The organism is Pandoraea sp. 64-18 (assembly GCF_001899225.1).
Classification (GTDB): Bacteria; Pseudomonadota; Gammaproteobacteria; order Burkholderiales; family Burkholderiaceae; genus Pandoraea; species Pandoraea cepalis.
This window is the reverse complement of record NZ_MKVU01000020.1, coordinates 385,728-408,312: the sequence shown is the minus strand read 5'-3', so window position 1 is coordinate 408,312 and position 22,585 is coordinate 385,728. Positions and strand designations below refer to the sequence as shown.

The 22,585-nt window shown below is 65.7% G+C and carries 20 protein-coding genes; 11 read left to right on the top strand and 9 right to left on the bottom strand.

Annotation, left to right across the window (positions count from 1 at the left end; translation table 11 throughout):
• The first annotated feature begins 149 nt into the window (after positions 1-149).
• Positions 150-1,424: an SGNH/GDSL hydrolase family protein gene (locus BGP02_RS18925; RefSeq protein WP_017231528.1), complete on the top strand. Its 1,275-nt coding sequence runs from the start codon at positions 150-152 to the stop codon at positions 1,422-1,424.
• Positions 1,425-1,442: 18 nt separating this feature from the next.
• Here the strand turns inward: BGP02_RS18925 and BGP02_RS18920 are convergent, their stop codons facing one another.
• Positions 1,443-2,105: a 2-hydroxychromene-2-carboxylate isomerase gene (locus BGP02_RS18920; protein WP_017231529.1), complete on the bottom strand. Its 663-nt coding sequence runs from the start codon at positions 2,103-2,105 to the stop codon at positions 1,443-1,445.
• Positions 2,106-2,362: 257 nt separating this feature from the next.
• On the opposite strand from BGP02_RS18920, the gene BGP02_RS18915 reads away from it, so the two are divergent.
• Positions 2,363-3,415, top strand: coding sequence for a YeiH family protein (locus BGP02_RS18915; protein ID WP_017231530.1), 1,053 nt, complete (start codon positions 2,363-2,365; stop codon positions 3,413-3,415).
• A 122-nt stretch (positions 3,416-3,537) separates the two neighbouring features.
• Positions 3,538-3,708 (top strand): hypothetical protein, encoded by a 171-nt coding sequence (locus BGP02_RS18910; RefSeq protein ID WP_157211307.1) that lies wholly within the window; start codon positions 3,538-3,540, stop codon positions 3,706-3,708.
• A gap of 93 nt (positions 3,709-3,801) precedes the next feature.
• Here the strand turns inward: BGP02_RS18910 and BGP02_RS18905 are convergent, their stop codons facing one another.
• From BGP02_RS18905 to BGP02_RS18890, 4 genes are all read right to left on the bottom strand, one after another.
• Entirely contained in the window at positions 3,802-4,695 is an 894-nt protein-coding gene (locus tag BGP02_RS18905; protein WP_261939758.1) for a glycosyltransferase family 2 protein, read from the bottom strand.
• Between the two features lie 16 nt (positions 4,696-4,711).
• The gene (locus BGP02_RS18900) at positions 4,712-5,905 is read right to left on the bottom strand and encodes an O-antigen ligase family protein (protein WP_286798984.1); all 1,194 of its coding nucleotides are present in this window, start codon (positions 5,903-5,905) and stop codon (positions 4,712-4,714) included.
• Positions 5,906-6,147: 242 nt separating this feature from the next.
• Complete coding sequence (locus BGP02_RS18895) at positions 6,148-6,495, bottom strand: hypothetical protein (RefSeq protein ID WP_017231533.1); 348 nt, start codon at positions 6,493-6,495, stop codon at positions 6,148-6,150.
• A gap of 62 nt (positions 6,496-6,557) precedes the next feature.
• Positions 6,558-6,770, bottom strand: a complete 213-nt coding sequence (locus BGP02_RS18890; protein WP_017231534.1) for a hypothetical protein — start codon at positions 6,768-6,770, stop codon at positions 6,558-6,560.
• A 285-nt stretch (positions 6,771-7,055) separates the two neighbouring features.
• Here BGP02_RS18890 and BGP02_RS18885 point away from each other — a divergent pair, with 285 nt between their 5' ends.
• The 3 genes from BGP02_RS18885 (at position 7,056) to BGP02_RS18875 (ending at position 10,292) form a co-directional block, all read left to right on the top strand.
• A complete protein-coding gene (locus BGP02_RS18885) occupies positions 7,056-8,009 on the top strand; it encodes a LysR family transcriptional regulator (RefSeq protein ID WP_017231535.1) in 954 nt (317 codons plus the stop codon).
• A gap of 214 nt (positions 8,010-8,223) precedes the next feature.
• Complete coding sequence (locus tag BGP02_RS18880) at positions 8,224-8,877, top strand: DUF4286 family protein (protein ID WP_150563671.1); 654 nt, start codon at positions 8,224-8,226, stop codon at positions 8,875-8,877.
• 65 nt (positions 8,878-8,942) lie between these two features.
• Positions 8,943-10,292, top strand: a complete 1,350-nt coding sequence (locus BGP02_RS18875; protein WP_150563672.1) for an MFS transporter — start codon at positions 8,943-8,945, stop codon at positions 10,290-10,292.
• 67 nt (positions 10,293-10,359) lie between these two features.
• Here BGP02_RS18875 and BGP02_RS18870 read toward each other — a convergent pair whose 3' ends face one another.
• The 4 genes from BGP02_RS18870 to BGP02_RS18855 form a co-directional block, all read right to left on the bottom strand.
• Positions 10,360-13,122, bottom strand: a complete 2,763-nt coding sequence (locus BGP02_RS18870) for a hybrid sensor histidine kinase/response regulator (RefSeq protein WP_286798983.1) — start codon at positions 13,120-13,122, stop codon at positions 10,360-10,362.
• On the bottom strand, positions 13,119-14,024 hold the full coding sequence (locus BGP02_RS18865) for a response regulator transcription factor (protein WP_286798982.1): 906 nt from the start codon (positions 14,022-14,024) through the stop codon (positions 13,119-13,121). The genes BGP02_RS18870 and BGP02_RS18865 overlap by 4 nt, the downstream gene beginning before the upstream one ends.
• Positions 14,025-14,309: 285 nt before the next feature.
• A complete protein-coding gene (locus BGP02_RS18860) occupies positions 14,310-15,611 on the bottom strand; it encodes a UDP-N-acetylglucosamine 1-carboxyvinyltransferase (RefSeq protein WP_017231540.1) in 1,302 nt (433 codons plus the stop codon).
• A gap of 207 nt (positions 15,612-15,818) precedes the next feature.
• Complete coding sequence (locus tag BGP02_RS18855) at positions 15,819-16,619, bottom strand: GntR family transcriptional regulator (protein ID WP_261939762.1); 801 nt, start codon at positions 16,617-16,619, stop codon at positions 15,819-15,821.
• Positions 16,620-16,933: 314 nt separating this feature from the next.
• Here BGP02_RS18855 and BGP02_RS18850 point away from each other — a divergent pair, with 314 nt between their 5' ends.
• The 5 genes from BGP02_RS18850 (at position 16,934) to BGP02_RS18830 (ending at position 22,343) form a co-directional block, all read left to right on the top strand.
• Entirely contained in the window at positions 16,934-17,158 is a 225-nt protein-coding gene (locus BGP02_RS18850) for a DUF3311 domain-containing protein (RefSeq protein ID WP_017234774.1), read from the top strand.
• Entirely contained in the window at positions 17,155-18,630 is a 1,476-nt protein-coding gene (locus tag BGP02_RS18845) for a sodium:solute symporter family protein (RefSeq protein ID WP_017234773.1), read from the top strand. Before BGP02_RS18850 ends, BGP02_RS18845 begins: the two co-directional genes overlap by 4 nt.
• Positions 18,631-18,650: 20 nt before the next feature.
• Positions 18,651-19,841: an amidohydrolase family protein gene (locus tag BGP02_RS18840; RefSeq protein ID WP_286798981.1), complete on the top strand. Its 1,191-nt coding sequence runs from the start codon at positions 18,651-18,653 to the stop codon at positions 19,839-19,841.
• Complete coding sequence (locus tag BGP02_RS18835; protein ID WP_268566879.1) at positions 19,838-21,109, top strand: MFS transporter; 1,272 nt, start codon at positions 19,838-19,840, stop codon at positions 21,107-21,109. Before BGP02_RS18840 ends, BGP02_RS18835 begins: the two co-directional genes overlap by 4 nt.
• 184 nt (positions 21,110-21,293) lie before the next feature.
• Positions 21,294-22,343: an alpha/beta hydrolase family protein gene (locus BGP02_RS18830; protein ID WP_261939765.1), complete on the top strand. Its 1,050-nt coding sequence runs from the start codon at positions 21,294-21,296 to the stop codon at positions 22,341-22,343.
• Positions 22,344-22,585 lie beyond the last annotated feature (242 nt).

Below are 22,585 nucleotides of genomic sequence, written 5' to 3'. Positions count from 1 at the left end.
CCGTGGTCCCCTCGGTAGTGACGTCAACCTTTGCCAGCGACCACAATCAGGCACAATGGCGGCTGCCGCCGGGCGATTCCGGCTGAACTGCCCACGTTGTCCCGATGCTCCCGACGTTTCTGATTTCCCGGTCTTCCGCTGCCGACGGTATGCCTGCCCGCCTGCGCCGTGCGCGACCTGTTGTCCTGATCCGTGCACTGCTCGCTATCGTGGCGACGGCTGCGGCGACGACGGTCTTCGCGCAGAACGCGCGCGTCGGCGTGTGGGCGACGGCACCGCAAGCGGTGGCGCAACATCCAGCGGCGCCGTCGTTCAACCGAGCGCCGGCCGTGGGCGGGCGTACCGTGCGTCAGATCGTCTATCCAACACTCTCGGGCAGTGAAGTCCGCGTGCGTTTTTCGAACGCTTACGGCACGCAGCCGCTGGTGATCGAGCGGGCGAGCCTCGCTGTGGCACTACGCGGCGCGGCTGTCGATGCCGGTAGTCTGCGCGAGATGACGTTCGGCGCTCAGCCGACGGCGCGGATCGCACCGGGGGCCTCGCTCGAGAGCGACCCGTTGCCGTTCGCAGTTCGCGCCGGAACGCCACTGGCGGTCAGCCTGTTCACGCGCGAAGCCACCCCCCCGACGACTTGGCACAAGATTGCGCAGGAGACGGCGTTTCTGAGTGGCGCCGGTGACTTTGTCGATGCGGCACAGGCATCGGCTTATCCGAAGCGCTTCACGAATACACTTTGGCTGGCCGGCGTCAGCGTGGTGCCGGAGCGGCCCGCACAAGCGATCGTCGCCATCGGCGACTCGATCACGGACGGCATGCGCAGCACGCTGAATGCGAATCGGCGTTGGCCGGATGGGCTGGCGCGGCGGCTCGAGAATGCCGGACGGCGCGATATTGCCGTGCTCAATCTCGGCATCAGCGGCAATCGCCTGCTGCACGATTCGGCCTGCTACGGCGAGCGGCTCGTCGCTCGCTTCCGGCGCGACGCGTTGGAACAGCCCGGCGTGCGAACCGTCGTCGTGCAAATCGGCATCAACGATATCAATTTCGGTTACGTGCCGCCCCATGCGGGGCTCGACTGCGATGTGCCGCATGTGATCGTGACCGCACCCGAGATGATCGCGGGGTATCAATCGCTGATCGCCGCCGCGCGCTCGCGCCACGTTCGCATCCTCGGCACGACCATCCCGCCGGGCAAACTGCCGCCCGAGCGCGAGGCGGTGCGTGACGCCGTCAACCAATGGGTGCGAACGAGCGGAGCCTTTGACGGCGTCATCGATTTCGACGCCGCGCTGCGCGATCCCGCCCAGCCCACGCGCATGTTGCCGCGTCTCGATAGCGGCGACGGCACCCACCCCAGCGATGCGGGCTACGCCGCCATGGCCGACGCCGTGCCCCTGCCGCTGGTCCTGGGCGGGGCGAAGTAAGCGCAAGACAGCGCGTTGTCAGCCCTCACGCCTTACGCCGATCGTGATGTGTTGCAAGCGCTCGACATCGGGCGAATGCAACCACGCCGGATGAGCGAGGCAGTGGCGGAACAGCGCAGTCGCGTCGTCTCCCCAATACAGCACCCCGTCGAACGCGAACGTCGGCACGCCAAACACGCCTGCGGCCATCGCGGCGTCAGTGTTTTCGCGCAAGGCGGCCTTGACCGCCGGAGCTTCCGTCAGGGCGACGGCTTCGTCGGCGCGCAGCCCAAGGCGTTCGCTCAGATCCTGCCAGCCCTGCGGGTCGGTGACATCGCGCCCTTCGGCCCAGATGAAACGGTAGATCGTACGCACCACGTCATGGGTCGCGCCGAGCGCTATCGCCAGGCGCAGTACACGGATCGGATGAAATGGGTGTACGGGCGGCATTCGGTAGGCAATGCCGTCTTGCTCGGCGCGGAACTGCGCCATGCGGTACGTGAAGAGACGTTTGTGCGGTGTTTCTGCGGGCCCCTGCGTTTGCAGATGGGCAAGGATCGCGCCGAGCACGATCGGCTTGAGGTCGATGTCGAGCCAGCGCGGCAGCGTGTCGAACCGCTCGAATTGCAGGTACGAGAAGGGAGACGCGAAATCGAAATACCACTGTGCGCGGCGCGCGGGGGTGTTGGCAGCTTGCGACATGGGGCTCGGTCTCCGGGGTAGGGGGTCTGATCGACGCTTCTCGGGTTTCGGAGAGTGTAGCGGCTCACGGCAGGGGTTGGCTTGCGGTGTCATGCGCCAGTGCAGGCGCAAACGCGGGGGGAACAGCGCCTTCGATTCGGACGTGACGTGCGGCGGGGATAATTATCGTAATTTTAGATAATTCGTATCCGATATAACGATTTTTATTATTGAATCGACATTCGTAGACTTGTAGTCATTCCAGAAGAGAGGCTGCGATGACAACAAAAACCGATACGACTCACCCCCCCACGGCCAGCCGTCCCAACGCGCTGGTACCGGATCGTCAGAATCCGTGGGCAGGTCTGATTCTCTCGACCGTCATCGCATTTGTCGCGCTGTTGCTGGGGCGTCAGATGCCGTTGGTCGGCGGCCCCGTGTTCGGCATTTTGCTGGGCATCGTCGTTCGTAACGTGTTCTCGCCCGGTGCACGCTATGAAGCGGGTATCCGGTTCGCCTCGAAGTATGTGCTTCAGTGGTCGATCATCGCCCTCGGCTTCGGCCTGAGCCTGTCGCAGGTCGCCCATACGGGACTGGAGTCCCTGGCAGTCACGGCCGTGACGGTCACCGCCGCCGGTCTGTCGGCCTGGGCGCTGGGCCGCGCACTGGGCGTGGGCGGCAAGCTCAAGCTGCTCATCGGCATCGGCACGGCGATCTGCGGCGGATCGGCCATCGCGGCCGTCACCCCCATCATCAAGCCGGACGACCACGAAACGGCGTTCGCGATCTCGACGATCTTCCTGTTCAATATTGCGGCCGTGGTGCTGTTCCCGATGCTCGGTCACCTGTTGCATCTGTCCGATCTGGGATTTGGTATGTGGGCGGGTACGGCGATCAACGATACCTCGTCGGTGGTCGCTGCCGGTTACAGCTACAGCAAGACCGCAGGCGACTACGCGACCATCGTCAAGCTCACGCGTGCCACGCTGATCATCCCTATCTGTCTGGCGCTGGCAGCGATTGTGGCGTACCGCGCCAAGCGTGCCGGGGCCGCCAACTTCAGCCTCGCCCGCATCTTCCCGTGGTTCATTCTCGGCTTCCTGGTCGCATCGGGGGCGCGCACGGCAGGGTTTGTGCCGGCTGAACTGCAACCCTGGATTCACGATGCAGCCGAATTCCTGATCATTGTTGCCCTCACGGCCATTGGCCTGTCATCGAACCTGCGTCGCATGGCATCGACCGGCCTGCGTCCTATCCTGCTGGGGCTGGGCGTATGGGCCGCCGTGTCGGTGAGCAGTCTGGCGGTGCAGCTGGCCATGGGGCAGCTCTGACGCGCCGGCAGACGGACGTCATGCTCAAGTAGGGCGGATCCGGCGGTCGAGCCGGGTTACGTCGCCTAGAATGGAATCACGGACGGCCGCGGGTCGTCCGTGATGCCTTTCGGGAGGCCGTCATGACAACGTCTTTTGGTGAGATGTGGTACACGATCGGTGCCCTGGCCGTGATCGTGCTGCTGGCCGGGATGGTGTGGGAGTTGGGGCTGTGGTGGACACGTCACCCCAATCATCGCGCGGTGCAGCGAGTCGAGCACGCGTGGGCGAGAATTCGTCACCCTCGGCATTGATGGTCGGACATTCGGTGTTTCGGACCATTCGCGCTGGATTCACGCCATTCGGCTGACGTGCGTCGGCCGACGGGCGGGCGTTGGCTGCGCCGCTCAGTCCTGCTTCAAATGCTGCGGCACGTTGGGGTCCCAGCGTTCGAGATCTTCGAGCGGATAAGGCTTGCTGCCATGCAGCGCGCGCTTGATGCGGCTCTTGCCGCTGGGGCGGGGGACGTTAGGCAGCGCGGCACCGGCCGGCGTGCCTGCCAGATCGAGGTAGTCGCGCTTGAACTCGGCCTGCGTCATCCCCCACTTCATCAGAAACTCGCGACTGCCGCGATTCTTCACCACACGTCCGGTCGAGCGGCAGCCGAAGTGATACACGACGCTTTTGCCCACGATACGGAAGGTGCGGCAGCCGACGAGCCACAACTTCATCAGAAAGTCGTCGTCGCTGCTCATGCCCGGCCCGAATTCGATGCTGTAGCCGCCGACCAGATGCCATAGCCCGCGGCTCACCAGCGTGGGTTGCGTCGGCACGCCGTTCACGTCGCCGCGGTTCAGCGAGGCGGCGAAGGCCAGCAGGGCGGTTTCGTCAAACGTCTGCGGGGTCGTGCCGAAGTCGTGCGATACCACTTGTTTGCTGACGCCGGCGTTCGGTTCGATCATTACCGACGAGAGGTAATAGATCGGCGTGTCGAGCGTACGGGCCGCATCGATGAGCGCGGCGTCCCAGCCGGGGGTGACGAACATGTCGTCGTTCAGGAAGAGCAACTGATCGTGCGATGCCAGTGGCGCAAGCTGATTCAGCGCGAGGCAGACCCCCACGTTGCCGACGCTGTGCGTGTGACGCAAGCCCTGTTCGCGCACCCACGCCAGCGTGCCGTCGCTCCCATCGTTGACGTGCACGAGGATTTCATGCGCCTCGCCGGAATGACGGCGAACGCTATCGATGCAAAGCTTGAGGAACGGCAGGTTGTTCCAGGTCGGGATCAGGATGCTTAGCATGAGAGAGGGCGTGCGTTCAGTAGCGCTCAGTTGTGCCGATCGCCGTTTCCCCGCTTTCTGCTTTTACTGGACACGCAATGGCGGCGAATACCGCCAGCATCGTCGCGTAGAAGGCGGTCGTCACCCTGAGATTGAAGGTCTCCACGGTCAGACCGAAAACGAAGAACGCCACGGCGGTGACTAGCCCGAGCAGGCCGGTGCGGCGTGCTCGCTTGTCTCCGCGGCGAATGCAGAGGATGAAGAACCAAGCCGGTACGAAGTACACGGAAAGTATGCCGATAAGGCCGCCAATGCCATAGTCTGCAGTGTAGGCTAGGATCTGATTATGGACTTCACCACGCCCCAACTCAGCGGCGGCTGGCGTGATAATGCCTTTTTCCGCCATCGGTGCCATGGCATTGTGGAAGCCGTGCGCGCCCAATCCTGTAATGGGGTTTTGACCGATGAGGATGAGGGCCGCCTTGTATAGTTCCAGTCGAATGCCGACTGACGAATCGGGCCGCCCCTTTGCCATGTTCGACAAATCGAGCGAAATATCGGTGAACATGCGTGTGCGAACGGTTTGCGAGAGACTAACGGGCAACACAATGGCCGCACTCAGCACGATGATCGCCGCCCAGCGTGCGCTTCGATTCAGCGCTTTTCCACCGATCCACACGCACAGAATAACCATCACCGGTAGTGCAATCCAGCCACCACGCGACAGACTGGCCCACGACACATAACCTCCGGCCAAAGAGCCTGCCAATTTTACGATGGCGCCGAACACATTGTCTCGCTTAAGCCAGTTGATTGAGAGTGGCGACAACACACCCAGCAGGAGGGCAATGTCGCCGAAATGAATTGGGTTCAGGAAAGTACTTTCTGCGCGAGCCGTAAGTTCAATGACAGAATAGGACGCCATCAGGGCTGCCGCAAACGCCCCCATGGGGAGGCCGAAGGACACCCAGGCCGGCAGGTTCTCGCTGACGCGCCGCAGCGCGAACATGACCACGATTGCGATTAGAAACCGGGATGGCGAGTCAAGCGTGTTGCCGGCGACATGCCCGTGGATCAACTCGCTTAGCATCACTGCTGCGAACGGCAGGCAAAGCGCGATGCTGAAGGCAGTCAAGGCGTAATGCGGCATAACCGTCGTCGACAACTTCGGCGATGGCGTTCGCGCGTAGGCGACAAGCACGTAAAGACTGCACGCAAGCAGAAGGAACATCACGACGTTTCCCCCGCGAGGTACGACTAGCGTCGCAGCGGGAAAGAGAAGAAGCAATGCACCTAGAATCGATGTAACCGCACGCCGTCGAATGCAGGACGGCAACGTCGAAGTGAGGGGCATGGGGTACTGAGGACGGATCCGCTAAAAATTAGCGAGAAGTATGCCAGAAACAGTCCCCAACAGTCGGGTTTTGCGTCTTCCGCGTGAAATCGCGTCGCGCACGACGCTTGTCCCGCGCACTACAAATTCATCGCCCCCAGCACGCCGCACAGATGCAGCGCCACGTGAGTCCAGGCGGCTTCATCGTACGACTGGCCTTCGCGGGCCAGCCGCTGTGCCTCGTGAAAGGCGCGCCAGAGGGCGGCGGCGCTCGACGGGGTGCCGCCGGCCAACTGATATTGGCGTTGCAGGGCCTCCGCCAGCCATGGCTGCTCATGGGCACAAGCCTCGGCGTACGCCTCGACCGCGACACGGGCATAAGGGTCGCCTGCGGGATCCAGCACGACCGGCTGGCGGGGGGCCGAGCGCGGGATAGCGGACAGGATGTGGCGCTCGACGGTGCTGTGGCGGGTGGCGTGATGTTTCATCAATGAAGATCTCGTCTCGTTGACCGCGCCAAGGCCGCTGGCGCGGAATCGCTTGCGCGGACTCAGTCGCTTTCCATCTCTCGGATGAACAGCATGGCGGCATGCTTGGCCTGATCGATGCTGGTGAAGGTCCGGCCGTCCATGGGCCAAACGTCGACCAGCACCGCATAATTGCCGGGCTGATCGGCCTGCATGATGCGTATGTAATGCTGCCGGAACACGCAGCGAGCAAGTTCCACGGTCGGATGCGGTCGGTGGAAATGGGCGATGGCCATGACAGTCTCCAGAAATTCGGCCCTCCGGCCTCGACGGGCCGTTGCAAGACATCCAGCAAATCTCGTGCCAAGCCTTTCGAGACGATTAAGTGCATGATTTGTAAGGGACGCGGTGCCGCTTGCCACCGACGCCCAACGTAAAACGTTACGGAAACGAAACACGGCGGGAACGCTCGGCCGTAACAACCTTTCCCGGATGTCGCATGCCAGGCCATTTCGGGTGCCGGTTTTCTGTTCCCGCTAGAATCAGGGACTCCCGGCACTCACGACCGCCCATCACACCGCATGAACCTGCGATTTCTCGAAACCTTCGTCTGGCTCGCCAAGCTGCGTAATTTCCGTCTGACGGCTGCACGTCTGCACACCACGCAGGCGGGTGTGTCGAGCCGGATCGCGTCGCTGGAGCAGAGCTTCGGGGTGCGTCTGTTCGACCGCAGCGCCCGGGAGGTCACGCTCACGGCGGCCGGGCAGAAGGCGCTGGCGTATGCGGAGCGCATCGTCATGCTCGGGCAGGAGATGAAACGCGAGTTGACCGATCCCGACATGCCGCCGGGGGTGCTCAAGATCGGTGTGGTCGAGTCGATCGTCCATAGCTGGTTTCCGGATCTGGCCGCGCGAATTCGCCATGAATACCCGCAACTCGAGATCGAAGTCACCAGCGAGACGACCATTCGTCTTTGCAAGCAACTCGAAGCCGGTACGCTCGACCTCGCGTTGCAAACCGACGTTCTGCACGGTGCCGGTATCGAGAATTTGCCGTTGGCCGAATTTCCGATGCGCTGGGTGGCGAGCCCGAAGCTCAATCTCGAAGGCGAAACGCTCGATGTGGCCGATCTGGCGGCGTACCCGCTGGTGAGCTTTTCGCGCAACTCCGGCCCGCACAAGACCCTTGAACGCATGTTCTCGGTGGCGGCCGAGCGGCCGGTGCGCGTGAACTGCATGACCTCGGTCGCGGCCATCATCCGGCTGGTCGTGGACGGCTTCGGCGTGGCGATGCTGCCGCCAGCCATCATTCAGCGCGAACTGGGCGAGCACAGCCTGCATTTGCTGCGCGTGAACGCCCATTTCCCCAATCTCTCGTTCGTCGGGTCGTTCCGCCAGGGCGCACTGCTCGCCGAAAACGTGGCGCGCCTCGCGCAACGCACGGCCAGCGAGTTTGCCCTGAACATGGGGCCGGATATCGCCATCCCGCCCGCTGCCGCCATGACCGCCCCGGCCTGGGGCGCCATCGAATCCTGAGCCTTGCGCGCTTGGCGCTGACCGTCGCGATGCCGGGTGCGCACCTGCCCCGCGCAACCGGCGTCCGACATCAGTCATAAGAATTTGCTGTCGCGGCGAATTTGATTTCTTGTTGGACGCGTTTTCCCCCGTTTTGCACACTCGGCGAGACGGTCGACCCGCTTGTATGGCGTGTTGGCCGGCCTCCCGATTGTTGAAACCGATGGAATGCCTCATGACTGCGACTGCTCCCCGCGCCCAACTCTGCATCTGGACGAATATCGATCCGGCGTTCGACGCTGACTTCAACCGCTGGTACGACCGCGAACACATGCAGGAGCGTGTGGCCATCCCGGGCTTCCAGTTCGCTCGTCGCTTCAAGGCCCTGCACGACTGCGCGCGTCCCTACCTGGCGCTCTATTGCACGCAACACGCCGCCGTCTTCACCAGCGACCCTTACGCCCAAGCTTTCCAGCATCAGACCGAATGGTCGCTGCGCAACTTCGCGCGCATGCAGGGCACGCAGCGCCGTGTCGGCACGCTCGACGTCGAGGCGGGCGAAGGCCAGGGGGGCATGCTGGCCATGTTCGTGCTGAGCGAGGCGGTCGTCGCCCAGGCACATGCGCGGCTGGGCGCGCAGCTCGCCGAGCTCGCTCAGGGCGACGGTATTGTCCGCGCCACGCTGCAGGTCACCGTGCCGAGGCTGTCCGTCTCGCTCACCGCCAAGGACGCGCCGCTGCCACCTGCCGATGCCGTCGTAATGATCGAAGGCACGGACCAGGACGCGGTGCGCACCGCCGCGCAAACGCTCGCCGCCGCCTACGGGGTCCCGGCCGGTGAAGTCACCCGCTTTGCCATGTTGTGGCGTCTCGGCGCCAACGACGACTGACGTCCCGCCATCCTCTCGCGAGATCCGGCCGTCCGGTGGGTCCCGCAGACACTCTGGAGCCATCCATGACAACGTATTCCGATACCCGCGACGCTCGGCAAACCGACGCCGTCACCGCCTCCACCGCTGCCGCCACCGGCCATGCGAGCCCGAAAAAAGGGCGGCTCGCGACCGCCAGCATGGTAGGTACCACGCTCGAGTGGTACGACTTCACCGTCTACAACACGCTGGCGGCGCTGGTGTTCAACCATTTGTTCTTCCCGTCGGTCGACCCGCTGGTCGGCACCATTCTCGCCCTGTCGACCTATGCCGTGGGCTACGTGTCGAGGCCGCTTGGCGGCTTCGTGTTCGGCAACCTCGGCGACAAGGTCGGACGGCGCGCGGTGCTGGTGCTCACACTCGTGGTGATGGGCCTGACGACCGGCCTGATGGGCGTGCTGCCCACGTACGCGTCGATCGGTATCTGGAGTCCCGTGTTGCTCGTGGCGCTGCGCTTCGTGCAAGGCGTCGCGCTCGGCGGCGAGTGGGCGGGTGCGGTGTTGCTGTCGGTCGAGCATGGCGATCAGCGCAAGCGCGGCTTGAATGCGTCCTGGACGCAAGTCGGCCCATCGTTCGGCACGCTGATCGCGACGGGCCTCATCGCGCTCATCACGCTGTCGATTTCACCCGACGACTTCCTCGCGTGGGGTTGGCGCCTGCCGTTCCTGCTGAGCCTCGTGCTGGTCGGCTTCGGTCTGTGGGTGCGTCGCGGTGTGGAGGAAACGCCGATGTTCGAAGCGATGCAGCACTCGGCGCGTCAGGCGGACATGCCGATTGCCGAAGTCTTCCGTTCGCACTGGCGTAACCTGCTGGTGGCCGGCGGCTCGCGCATCGGCTCGGACGTCCTCTACGCGATGCTGGTCGTCTTCACGCTGACGTATGTCACGGGAACGCTGCACCTCTCGCGTCCGCTCGCGCTCACGGCCGTGCTGGCCGGCACGGCGTGCAACGCGCTGACGGTGCCCCTGTTCGGCGCACTGTCCGATAAGCTGGGTCGCCGCCCGGTGTATGGCTTCGGTGTGCTGTGCGCGGTGATCTGGGCATACGGCTTCTTCGTGCTGCTCAATACGTCCCACCCGGCACTGATCGTGCTGGCGGTGGTGATCGGATTGGTGATTCACGCGATCATGTACGGGCCGCAGGCGGCCTTCGTCACCGAGCAATTCCCGACGCGGGTGCGCTACGCCGGTTCGTCACTGGCCTATACGCTCGCGGGGATTCTCGGGGGCGGCTTCGCACCGCTCATCATCGTGACGCTGTACAAGACATACGGCACGACGATTTCGGTGTCGCTGTACGTCACGCTGGCGCTCGCCGCCACGGCCGTCGCGCTCCTGGCCGCGCGCGAGACGGCACACCAGCCGCTCAAAGACTAAGGGGACCGGCTTCCCGAGTCAGGGTCACGGCACGCCCTCGGGCGTGCCGTTTTCGTTTGGCGGGCGCCTAGTGGAACGTCGATGCCGCAGGGGCCTGGCACAGCGCAGTCAGTCCGGCCAGATCGCCACGCTGCGCGAGTTGATGGACCTGCCGCGCAAAGCCATCGAGTGTCGGTACGTGATCGCTCAGTTCGCGTGCCCATTCCATCAGGTCGGTCATGGCGCCCATCGCAATCAACTGCCGGGCCTGATGCAGATGCTCGCCTGACGGACGCGCCCAGGACGTATCGCGCATCGGGCTCGCCTCGTCCCGGTCCGCGCCGCCTTCGTGCGCATCGGTACGCGCGAGACCGAGCAGGCGCGCGAGCGCGTTGCGCAGGTCGGCGAGTTCGATGGGCTTGAGCAGGCACGCGTCGTAACCGCTGCCCTCGACCATCTGCGGCGAGGCGGAAACGGCCAGCACGGGCACGTCGGGCCAGCGGCGGCGCGTGGCATGCGCCACGGCCAGCCCGTCGGCGTTGGGCATCATGTGATCGGTGAGCACGAGGTCCGGCGCCGTCTGATGCGCATTGCCCAGCGCGGCGATGAGCGCCACGCCATCGCCGAACGTGCGCACCGTGAAGCCCAGGCTCGCGAGTTCGTCATGCAGGAATTGCCGGATCTCCGGTGAATCTTCGGCGAGCCAGACGTGGCGCCCATGACCGTCGATCGGGGGCAGCGTATGGGGCGCGCCGGTGGGCCATGGCGGCACGAGATCGGCCTCGCGCGCCACGCGCAACGGCAACGTAAACGCCACACGCGTACCGACATCGGGCGTGCTGTCGACGGTGATCGTGCCACCCATGCGTTCCACCCATTGGCGCACGATGGCAAGCCCGAGGCCCACGCCGGGCAGGCGTCGCGCCCGGTCGAGTCTCGCGAACGGTTCGAAGACGCGCGGCAGGTCGTGCTTGGCGATGCCACAGCCAGAATCCTCGACGCCGAAACAGACCTGCATGAGATCGGCGCGCGTCGCGTCCGGCGTTGCTGAAAGCGAGAGGGTGATCGTTCCGTTGGCGGTGTACTTCGCCGCGTTGTCCAACAGATTTCCGAGCACCTGACGCACGCGCTTGGCGTCGAACGCGAGCAGCGGCGGCAGCGGCGCACGCACGTCGAGCAGGAAGGCGTTACCGTGCTTGCTGGCGAGACTCATGCCCTCGTGCGCCACGCCGTCGACGAACGCATGGGTGTAGACCGGCGCGACATGCAGCGGGTCGGCCGCGCCGCCGCTCGCGTATTCGATCAGGTCGTTGATCATGGCAAGCATGTGATGCGCGCTGCGGCGGATGATGCGTCCGCGGTCGGCGTCTTCGCGCCCGCCCGACTGCACCAGGTCGGCAAAGCCGATGATGGACGTAAGCGGCGTGCGCAGATCGTGACTGATGCGTGCAAGGAAGTCGCTCTTGGCGCTGTTGGCTTCGTCCGCGGCGATCAGGGCGGCCTGCAACTCGCGCGTGCGTGCGTCGACGGCGTTGGCGAGCCGCGCCTGCTCTTCGCGACGCGTCTGCAACACTTCGCGCTGCGCTGCGCGCTGTTCGCGCACGAGTTCGCGCGAACGTCCCGCCACGAGCATGGTGAGCATGAGCAGCACGGAGATGTTCGTGCTCCACGCCATCGCGGTATTGGCCAGCCAGTCTTCCGGCAGCAGGCCGTTGATGATCGCCAGCCGCCAGAACAGCACGAGGCAACCCGGCGAAAACGACAGCAGGCACAGCCGCGCGTTGGCGAAGCCGCGTCGCCAACCGTCTGCCAGCGACGCGACCCAGATGACGTTGAAGACCATGAGCAGTTGCAGGTGCGTGAACGCCGCCGCCCGATGATCGCCAAGTGCGACCCAGACGGCCATGACGGCCATGAGCCCGATCATGACGCGATACGTCCAGCGCCAGAGCCGCACGCGGTTCAGTCCGGCGAAAATGGTCACCATGGCGCTGAAGCACGCCACGGTCAGCGTCGAGAAGAAACTCGGCGCCCGCACGACGCATTCACCCCCTTGCGGCAGGAGATAGCGATACAGGAAGCCCTGAAACGCCATGTCCTGCGCGACCTGCGTCATCGTCGTGAGCGCGAGCAGCACGAACACGGGATCGCGTCGCGCAATGCCGAGCACGAGGGCATACATCGCGACGGAAAGCATGGAGCCCACCAGCAGCATGGCGATCATCGCATTGCGCGATTCGGCCAAGCGAAAGTCGTCCGGCCGCCAGAGCTGCGGCACCATGCTCACCGACGATCGCGATTCGACGCGCACAAGGAATGTCAGATGCTCGCCCGGCGCAAGCGTGATGGGGAAGACGGAGGTCTCCGACGCGATCGGGTGCCGGTCGAGCGGGACGGTGTGACCGGCCCGCCACCGGATCTCCGGCTGACGGCTGCCGGCCGGCATCGCGTAATAGCGCACGTCTTCGAGCCGCACGATGCCGACGCTCAACCATCGCGTGAGCGGTGCCGTGCCGCGATTCTCGACACTGCCCGTCAGCCAGAACGCCGAGCGGCTGTAGCCCGGATTGAGCATGCGCGGGACGACCTGTCGCCAACCGGGCGCGGCCAGCGCCTGCGCGGCGTCGAGGCGACCGGACGGGTCTTCCAGCAAGCGCAATTGGGTGTCGAGCGCCAGCGGCGACGCCGCGTGCGCGAGATCGATGGGCGCGCTCGACGCAGGGGAGGGGGGTGCGGCCATGCTGGCACTGGCGCGCAGTACCAGGGCGACGAGGATAGCCGTCAGGGCTAGCCAGACGACGACTGTCCGGCGCAGCCCATGCGTCGGCAGGCTCAAGGGCAAGACGTTCATGGGGCCGGCGGTGCCCCCGCGGTCTCGGACAGGTGTGGGACTTGCGCGGCCTGCTCGCGAAAGCCGCTTGGCGGCATACCGAAGCGCTCGCGAAACGCGGTCGCGAAATTGGCGGCGCTCGCGAATCCGACGGCGGCCGCGATGTCCTGCACGTCGAGCGACGTCTCCGACAGCAAGCGGCGCGCTTCCTTCATGCGCTCCTCGCGCAGAAAGTCGAACACGGTCACGCCGACGCACCGTCGAAACGCCAGGTTGAGTCGGCGCGTGTTGGTGCCCACCGCGCTGGCGAGGCCGGCGAGTTCGGGCGTGGCGTCGAGACGGTCGAGCAGCAACGCGCGCGTGGCGCGAAACAACACGGCGTCGAGCGTATGCGCTTGCACGGGCAGCGGCGAGAGCTTGCTGCCGTCGCCGGCCGCGCTCGGCACTGGAACGGGCGTCGTTGCCTTCAGGTGGATCGACAGACGCAGGCGCACCTCTTCGAAATCGTAAGGCTTGGTGATGTAATCCACCGCGCCGGCCGTCAGTCCCGCCACACGTTCGCCGGGCAGGGCGGCCGCAGTCAGGAAGATCAGCGGAATGTGCCGGGTGCCGGGGTCGGCTTTGAGCAGGCGGCAGGCGCCAAGCCCGTCGCACACGGGCATGCGGATATCCATGAGAATCAGGTCGGGCTGCACGGTGCGGGCCTTGGTGTAGCCGTCGCGTCCGTCGTGCGCGATGTAGACGCGACAACCCTGCTGGCTGAGGAAGTCCATCAGCAGCATGCGGTCTTCCTGGTTGTCGTCGACGATGAGCACGCGCGCGCCCGACAACTGACGGGCATGCGGTGTGGCCGGCCATGCGTCGGCCGAAGGAAGGGCGACATGCGTGGCAAGCGGCTGTGGGGGCAGGGGGCGATCGCTCATGATGGCCGCCATTCTTTCACATTCGTCGATCGCGCTGCGCCGGGGTGGCGTGCGTGTCGGCGGGGGGTAAATAAATTTCCGTCGGGCAAACGTCATGTGCCGTCGGGCAAAGGTGCGATGATCGCCTGCGCGAGCGGCTCAGGTAAGGTCATTCGTCGGGTTCGTCGGGGCGAAGACCGGTGTGGGGCGATCGGGGGGTCGTCTACCGCCGGCGTGTCCCGTAGGGCGAGCCCGGCCCCCCCGGGGGGGCCGGCAAACGACACGAGCGCACACCCAAGGGCGGGCTTACTCCTGCGGCGTCCAGACGACGTTCGCGCCCACCGAGCACAGGTTCTCGACGAAGCGCGGATGCGCGCGCCGGATCGGATCGGCGTTCTTGATCGTCGATTGCCCGTCGATGCTGGCCGCCACCATCAGCAGCGCAATCGCCACGCGGATGATGTACGGACTCTCCACGACGGCGGGCGAGAGCGGCACGCCACCGAACGTGATCAGGCGGTGCGGATCGGACTGGAACACATGGGCGCCGAACTTCGACAACTCGGTCGACCAGCCCATCGCCCCGTCATAGACCTTGTTCCAGAACATGGCGCTGCCTTCGGCCTTCACCCCCAGCGCGATAAAGATCGGCAGCAGGTCGACCGGGAAATACGGCCAAGGCGCAGCTTCGACTTTCGTGAGGATGTTCTGCGTGAACGGCGCTTGCACCTTGAGCTTGCCCTGCGCGGTGGCTGTCGACCAGCCGTCGCGATGCTCGACTTTCACCCCGAACTTCGCGAAGGTGCGGTCGATGAGCGGGAACTGGTCCGGCGCCGTGTTCTTGACCGTGATTTCGCCGCCGGTGATGGCGCCGAGCGCCAGAAACGTCGTGATTTCATGAAAGTCTTCGGCGAAGCGGAATTCGCCGCCGCCGAAGCGCTCCACGCCTTCGATCGCGAGCTGCGACGTGCCGACGCCCTCAATGGGCACGCCCAGCATCTGCATGAAGCGGCAGAACTCCTGCACGTGCGGTTCCGACGCCGCGTTATTCAATTGCGAGCGGCCCCTGGCCGTTGCCGCGCACAGCACGAAGTTCTCCGTGGTGGTCACCGACGCGTAATCGAGCCAGTGATGGATCGCGGGGCGCGCCTCGTCCGCATGGATGAGCAGCGAGCCTTCGGTGCGCTCGACACGTCCGCCGAAATGCCGCAGCACTTCGATGTGCGGATCAATCTCGCGTACACCGAGCGTGCAGCCCTTGATGTTGTCTTCGATGCGCGCGACGCCAAAACGCGCGAGCAGCGGCGGCACGAGCATGATCGACGAGCGCATCTCTTCCGGCAGATGGTCCGTGCGCGGATCGAAGCGGGTATCGCGATGGTGGATGTCGAGCGTGCCGGCGCCGAAATCGACGTTCACCTCGCTGCCGAGCTGACGGAAGATGTCGAGGATCTTGCGAACGTCGGTGATCTCGGGCACGCCGATGAGGCGCACCGGCTGATCGGTAAGCAGCGTGGCGCACAGCACCGGGAGAACGGCGTTCTTGTTGGCGGAGGGGGTGATGCGGCCGCGTAGCGGCTGGCCGCCGTGGACTACCAGATGGGACATGGGCTTCCTTCGGGCTTCGTGCTTGAGTGTGTCAGGCGGGGGCGAAAGTAGCGTGCGGGCGCAGGCCCGTCGCGAACAGGCGCAATATACCCCCGATTCAGGGGAGTGTGCCAGGCGACCCCCATGCCCGTGGCGGGATTGCCGCGCCGCTTGACGGGCGACGGCTCGACGTGTCGTGGGGGGCGCCATCGCGGCGCCGGGGAAAGCCTATGCCCCCGTGCCCGCGAACGCCTCGGCAAAAATGGCGCGGAAGTCAGGCGTCTCCGCGGCGGCGGCGCGGGTGAGCACGCGTGCTTCGAGTTCGTCGAGGTGCGCCGTGGCGATCGCAATCGCCGCCTGCGTCTTGCCGTCACGCAACTGGCCGACGAGTTGGGCGTGCTCCGTGGGCGCGCAATGCATGAATTCCGCCGGATCGTACAGCGCCTTGTAAAGCTCCGTCTTGGCCACGAGCTGGCGCGCAAACGTATCGAGTTCGACACTCTGCGCCATGCCGATCAAGGTCAGATGAAACTCGCCCGCCAGGCGAATCGAGCGCTCGTGCGTGCCCTGCGCATGCGAACGGGCTTCCAACGCGACGTGCGCGTCGAGCGCCGCGAGCTGCGACGCACTCAATTGCCCGCAAAGGCTCGCAATCACACCGCTCTCCAGCACGCGGCGGGCGCGGTAGGTCTGCCGGATGGCGTCGAGCGACGGTTGCGGGACGAACGCGCCCCGGTTGGGTTCGAGCACCAGCTTGCCTTCGAAGCCGAGCCGGGCGAGCACCTTGCGCACGGCGCCGCGGGTGCAATCGAGCGCCTGCGCCAGGTTGCGCTCGCGCAGCGGCATGCCCGGCCGCAGCTTGCCGGAGAGCAGCGCCTGCGAAATGGCCGTGTAGACGCGCGCCTCGATCTGCTGTCCCGCGCTGCCCGACGTGCCGTCGTCGCCGGCCGCCAGGCCCGTGGCGGTCTCGGTCGCGGCTTTGGGGCGTGACGCGTCGCGCGGCGACGCCGGTGCTGCAGTGCGGCTCAAGCCTCATCTCCTGAATAGACGCGGTTCGCGTGGGTGTGGGGCGCATTGTACCCGGCCCCCTTCGCCTGTCGGCGCTGCCTCCCGGAAAACCCTCGGTTTCGGCTGTGCCGCGATGGCAACCTTGCATTTCGGCAAATCGTTGCCGATAATGGTCAACAAAAATGGTTAACCATTTGTTTGTGTGTGGTTGATAATATGGCGAATCGATCTACTGCGCCATGACACCGAACACCACCGAATTGGCCAAGCCAGCGGGGCGCCCACGGCGACGTGTGTGCGGCCGAACATTGAATTCCCTAGGGTCTGGAGACGTCATGAAACCTGTGCATTGCCTGGCCGCGCTTCCCATCGCGGCGTTTTACAGCGGCGGTTGGCTGGCCGAACATTTGGGCACCCGTTTGGCGGGGCTGCCTTTCCTGATGGCGTGGAATATCGTCTGGCTGCTGCTCACGTCGGCGGTCATGGTCGTGATGTTCCGCTTCGACGGTTCGCGCGAGTCTGCGCAGGATGCGCGCGAACACGACGGAGCGACATCATGAACGCCGCCCTGACCGTCATTGCGGCGTTCCTCGCCTTTGCGCTCTTCATCGGACTGCGCGCGCGGCGCGGTCGCACGATGAGTCTGGAGCAGTGGGCCGTGGGTGGCCGCGGCTTCGGCACGCTGCTTGTCTTCCTTCTGATGGCCGGCGAGGCGTTCTCGACCTTCACGTTCCTCGGCGCGAGCGGATGGGCGTACAGCAAGGGGCCCCCCGCCTTCTACATCCTCGCTTACGGCGCGCTCGCCTATCTGCTCGGCTACTGGATGCTGCCGGCGGCGTGGCGTCACGCAACGCGACACGGCTGCGTGTCGTTCTCCGACTTCTTCGCGACGGCCTACCGCTCGCGCGCGCTGGGTGTCGTCGTCTCGGTAGTCGCCGTGCTCGGCATGAGCGCGCTGCTGATCATTCAGTTGCGCGGACTGGGCATCATCGTGTCGGAGGCGTCGTACGGCACGGTTCCGCCGGTGGTCGCGATCTGGTGCGGCGCGATCGCGATGGTGGTGTACATCACGGTGTCGGGCATTCACGGTTCCGCGAGCATTGCGATCTACAAGGACATCCTGATTCTCGTCATTGCCGTGTTCCTCGGCGTCTATCTGCCGCTGCATTACTTCGGCGGATTCGGCGAGATGTTCGACCGCATCGAAGCGGCGCGGCCGGGCTTTTTGCAGATGCCCACAAGCGGCCTGACGCTGTCCTGGTACAACTCCACGATTCTGCTCACGTCGCTGGGTTACTACCTGTATCCGTACGTGTTCACGTCGGTGTACGCGGCCAAGACCGAGAACGCCGTGCGCAAAAACACGATCTTGATGCCGCTGTACCAGATGGTGATCGCGTTCATGTTCTTCGTGGGCTTCGCGGCCATTCTGCAAGTGCCTGGCCTGACCGGCGCGGATTCGGATCTGGCGTTGCTGCGCATCGTCAAGCAGACGTTTTCGCCGTGGTTCGTGGGCGTGATTGGCGGCGTCGGGGTATTGACCGCGCTCGTGCCCGGTTCGATGATCCTGCTCAATGCGTCGACGCTGATCGCGAAGAACATCTACCGCGACGGCTTTGCGCCGCATGCGAGCGATGCCTTCGTGGGCAAGCTCGCCAAGCGTGTGCTGCCGGTCTTCGGGCTGGTGGCGGTGGGCTTCGTGTTGCGTGGCGGGGCGACGTTCGTGGCGCTCGCGCTCTTCGCGTCGAGCCTGCTCACACAACTGTTCCCGTCGTTCGTGTCGAGCTTGTTGCCGCGTCCATTCGGCAACAAGTACGGTGCCTTCGCGGGGATCGGCGCCGGCGCTGTCGTGCTGGCGGCGGCGGTCGGGTTCGACGTCACCCTGCGCACGTTGATGCCGGGCGCATCGGATACCGTCGGATCGATCAACATGGGGCTGGTGGCGCTGGCGGTGAACGCGCTGACGTTCGTGGTCGTGAGCTTGCTCACGCGCTCGCGCAACGTGGCGGCAGGCGTCCCGCAGGGCACCTGACAGGAAGCATTGAGGAAGGCATGACAACACTGGACATTCGCAACGCGCGCGGCCTCGATGGCGCGCCGCTCGACGTACGCGTCGAGAACGGACGGATTGCGGCACTTGCGCCGTCGTTGCCCGGCGCGCCGGGCAGCGGCATCCGTCTGATCGATGCGGGCGGTGCGCTGCTGCTGCCCGGTCTCGTCGAGGCACACACGCATCTGGACAAGACCGTCTGGGGCATGCCGTGGTACGAGAACGCGTGCGGCTCGCGGCTGATCGAGCGCATCGACAATGAACGTCGGTGGCGTGCCGAGAGTGGGCATGACGCGGGGGCCGCGTCGCTCGCCCTCGCGCGAGCATTCCTCGCGGCGGGCACCACGCGGCTGCGCACTCACGTCGACATCGATACCGACGCGGGCCTGCGTCATCTCGACGGCGTACTCGCCACGCGTGAAGCGCTGGCGGACACCCTCGACATGCAGATCGTGGCGTTTCCGCAGTCGGGCGTATTGGATCGCGAGGGCACCGTTTCCTTGCTCGACGGCGCGCTCGCGCGGGGCGCGGACGTGCTCGGCTGGCTCGATCCGTGCGCCATCGATCGCGACCCGAAGGCGTCGCTCGACGCCATGTTTGCGCTGGCCGACAAACACGGTTGCCCCGTCGACATCCATCTGCACGAGCCGGGCGAGATGGGCGTGTTCTCGCTCGAACTGATGCTTGAGCGCATTGCCGCGCTTGGCATGCAAGGCAAGGTCGTGGTGTCGCATGCGTTTTGCCTGGGCGAGTTGGACGCCGCGCGCGCCGAGACGATGCTCGCGCGCCTGGCCGATGCCGGCGTCGCGCTGATCACCACCGCGCCGCCGTCGCGTATCGTGCCGCCGCTCATGGCCTGCCGGCGAGCCGGTGTGCCGCTGGCGGGCGGCAACGACGGCATTCGCGACACGTGGACGCCCTATGGCTCGCCCGACATGCTCGAGCGCGCCATGATGATCGGGCTGCGCTACAACCTGCGTCGCGACGATGAACTGGACATAGCGCTCGATTGCGTCACCGATCAGGGGGCGAGGGCCTGTGGGTTCGACGACTACGGCCTGCGCGTGGGCGCGCGCGCCGACCTGGTGCTCGTCGATGCCGTGAATGCTGCGCAGGCCATCGTCACGCGTGCGCCGCGCCGCTGGGTGGTGGCGAACGGGCATGTGGTGGTCAGCGACGGTGTGGCGGTATGACACTCTGGCTGGCCATCGTCGCGGTCGGGCTGACGCTCCGGCCGACGCTCACGTCCATCAGTCCGCTGCTGCCCCAAATCCGCGAGGCTACAGGGATGACCTATCCCGTGGCGGCGTTGCTCACGTCGCTGCCGGTGCTCGCAATGGGCGCGGGTGCCTTTGCGGCGAGCGGGCTGACGCGCCGCTGCGGTGAGCGGCGCGGGGTGCTGCTCGGACTGGCGGCGCTTGCGCTCGCCTGCGGCATGCGTTTCGTGGCCGACGATACCGCCACGATGATCGCCACGGCGCTCGCGTCGGGCATCGGCATCGCCGTCATCCAGGCGCTGCTGCCCGGCGTGGTGAAGGCAAACTACAGCGCGGCGCGCATGACGGCGATGATGGGTTTGTACTCGGCGGCGCTCATGGGCGGTGGCGGACTTGGCGCCGCAATCAGTCCGTGGGCGGCGTCCGAGGCGGGCGACTGGCGTGTCGGGCTGGGGATGTGGCTCGGCGTTGTCTGCGCGGCCGCGCTGGCCTGGTGGCGTGCGCCGCTGGTTCAGGCGGTGGCGGCACCACCGGGGGCCGTGACGTCGGCGGCGGATCTGCGTGCGGCGTGTCGGGCGGCGGGCGAGCGTGTTGCGTCGGCGACCGGCGCTGCGCCGTCGATGTTCGTGTTGCTACGCAAGCGTCGCGCCTGGACACTGGCCGTGTACTTCGGTCTCATCAACTGCACCTATACGACCATGGTCGCTTGGCTGCCCCCGTTCTATCAGCAACACGGCATGAGTGCGACGCGCAGCGGGGCATTGCTGGCCGGGCTGACGGCCTGTCAGGTCGCCGCCGCACTGACGCTGCCCTGGCTGGCGCGCCGTCACGCCGATCGCCGTCGCTGGCTCACGCTCGCGCTTGCGTCCACGCTTGGCGGACTCATCGGGCTGGCGCTCGCACCGGTCGCCGCCGCGTGGGCGTGTGTCGGCGCCATCGGTTTCGGGTTGGGGGGCACCTTCTCGCTTGGACTCGTGCTTGCGCTCGATCATCATGCGCATCCGCGTCATGCGGCGGCGCTGGCGGCGTTCATGCAGGGCGTGGGCTTTTGCATCGCGGCGCTGGCGCCGTTCGCCGCTGGCGCGGTGCTCGATCGCACGGGCAGCTTCACGCCGTCGTGGATCGGACTCATCATGCTCAACGTGGCGTTGATCGCGCTGACGTGGCGCTTCGATCCCGCGGGCTATGCGTCGGCGCTTCGCTTGTCGCGCGACACGCCCGGCGGTCACCCTCAGCGCGCATGAGGCGCGCTGAATGCGCGCTCGACGCTCACTCGAAGCGCGCGCCCGGCGTATGCGCCGCACCTCTCGCGCGTTGCGCACGCGAGACACGTATCCCTTAGGCAAAATTCCTGCGGAGTCCCTACGCAATCCGCGCTAAGATGGTTCGTCGTGTGATGTCGCAGCGGGACGTCGGCGCGAGACCGTGATGCCTGGCCGATCGGCTGGATTCGGCCGGGCGCGTGCACCGCTGGATACCAAGGGAGAACGGATGCTCGGAATGTCGCGCGGGGCCGTGGGTCGATCGTTCGGGACGATGCTCGTCGCGCTCGGTGCCTGCAGTGTCGGCGTGGCCTTGCTCGCGTCGTTTCCCTCTCTGGCTGCGGCGGCGGACACGATCGTGCCGCAGCATCCGACCCTCGACGCCGCACCGACCGCGGCGCCTGTTTCCACGCCGAAAGCTTCCTCGCCGCCGACCGGCATCGACCAGCGCGTGCCGCGCAGCGATGGGGCGTATGCCAATCTTCATGTCTTCCGGCCCTCCTTGGCCTGTCGTGGCGTGGCGGTGCTGAGTCCCGGGGCGGGCGACGACCGCGACGCGCTTTCCTGGTTGGGCCGCGCGCTCTCGCAATACGGGTGGCTGACCGTGACCATGGCTCACAAGGAAAGCGGGCACGACTCCTTGCGCGATCGGGTGCGCAGCGGTGGATTGCGCGACGGTTTGCTGGCACTCACTACGGATCCCGAAGCTTACGGCGACCGTCTCGAAGACACCGGGGCGGCGCTGCACTGGGCGCGAACGCAGTGCCGCGCGGGACCGGCCGTCTTCGCGGGGCACTCCATGGGGGCGGCCACCGTGATGATCGAGGCCGGTGCGAAGAACAAGCTCGGGCTCGACAGCAACGACCGTTTCGATGGCTACATCGCGCTCTCCCCGCAGGGGCCCGGCCCGATCTTTCCGTCGGGCGCCTGGCATGACATTCGCAAGCCCGTCCTGTTGGTGACCGGCACACGTGACGCACCACTCGATGGCAAGTGGCAGACGCGCACCGAGCCCTACGCGGATCTGCCTGCCGGTTGCCACTGGCTAGCGGTCGTCGACAGCGCCACGCATTTCAATTTCGCCGGTTTCGGCTATGGTCACGGTGACATCGAGGCCAAGGTACTGCCGCTGATCCAGCGGTTTCTCGACAACGTGCGCACGCAACGGTGTGCCGTCCCCACGCCGGCGACCGGTGTGAAATTCGAGGCGAAGTAACGCGGGTCCGTGCCCGCCCGAGGGCGAGCCGCTACCGGATGCCGTCAATCGAAGCACCGCTGCGGCATCGGCCGTGTGGGCAGGGGGAATGGGTGGGAGAGGGCGGGAAAGGCGGTGAAAGCCTTCCGTTTTGCCTATCGGTCACAAATCGTCACAAATTTGTGATGCGCCTGGAGCAGTGTCCCAGCGGACGATTGAGATAATGTGAGTGCCCGCTTCGAAGCTTTTGCGGATGTATCTTT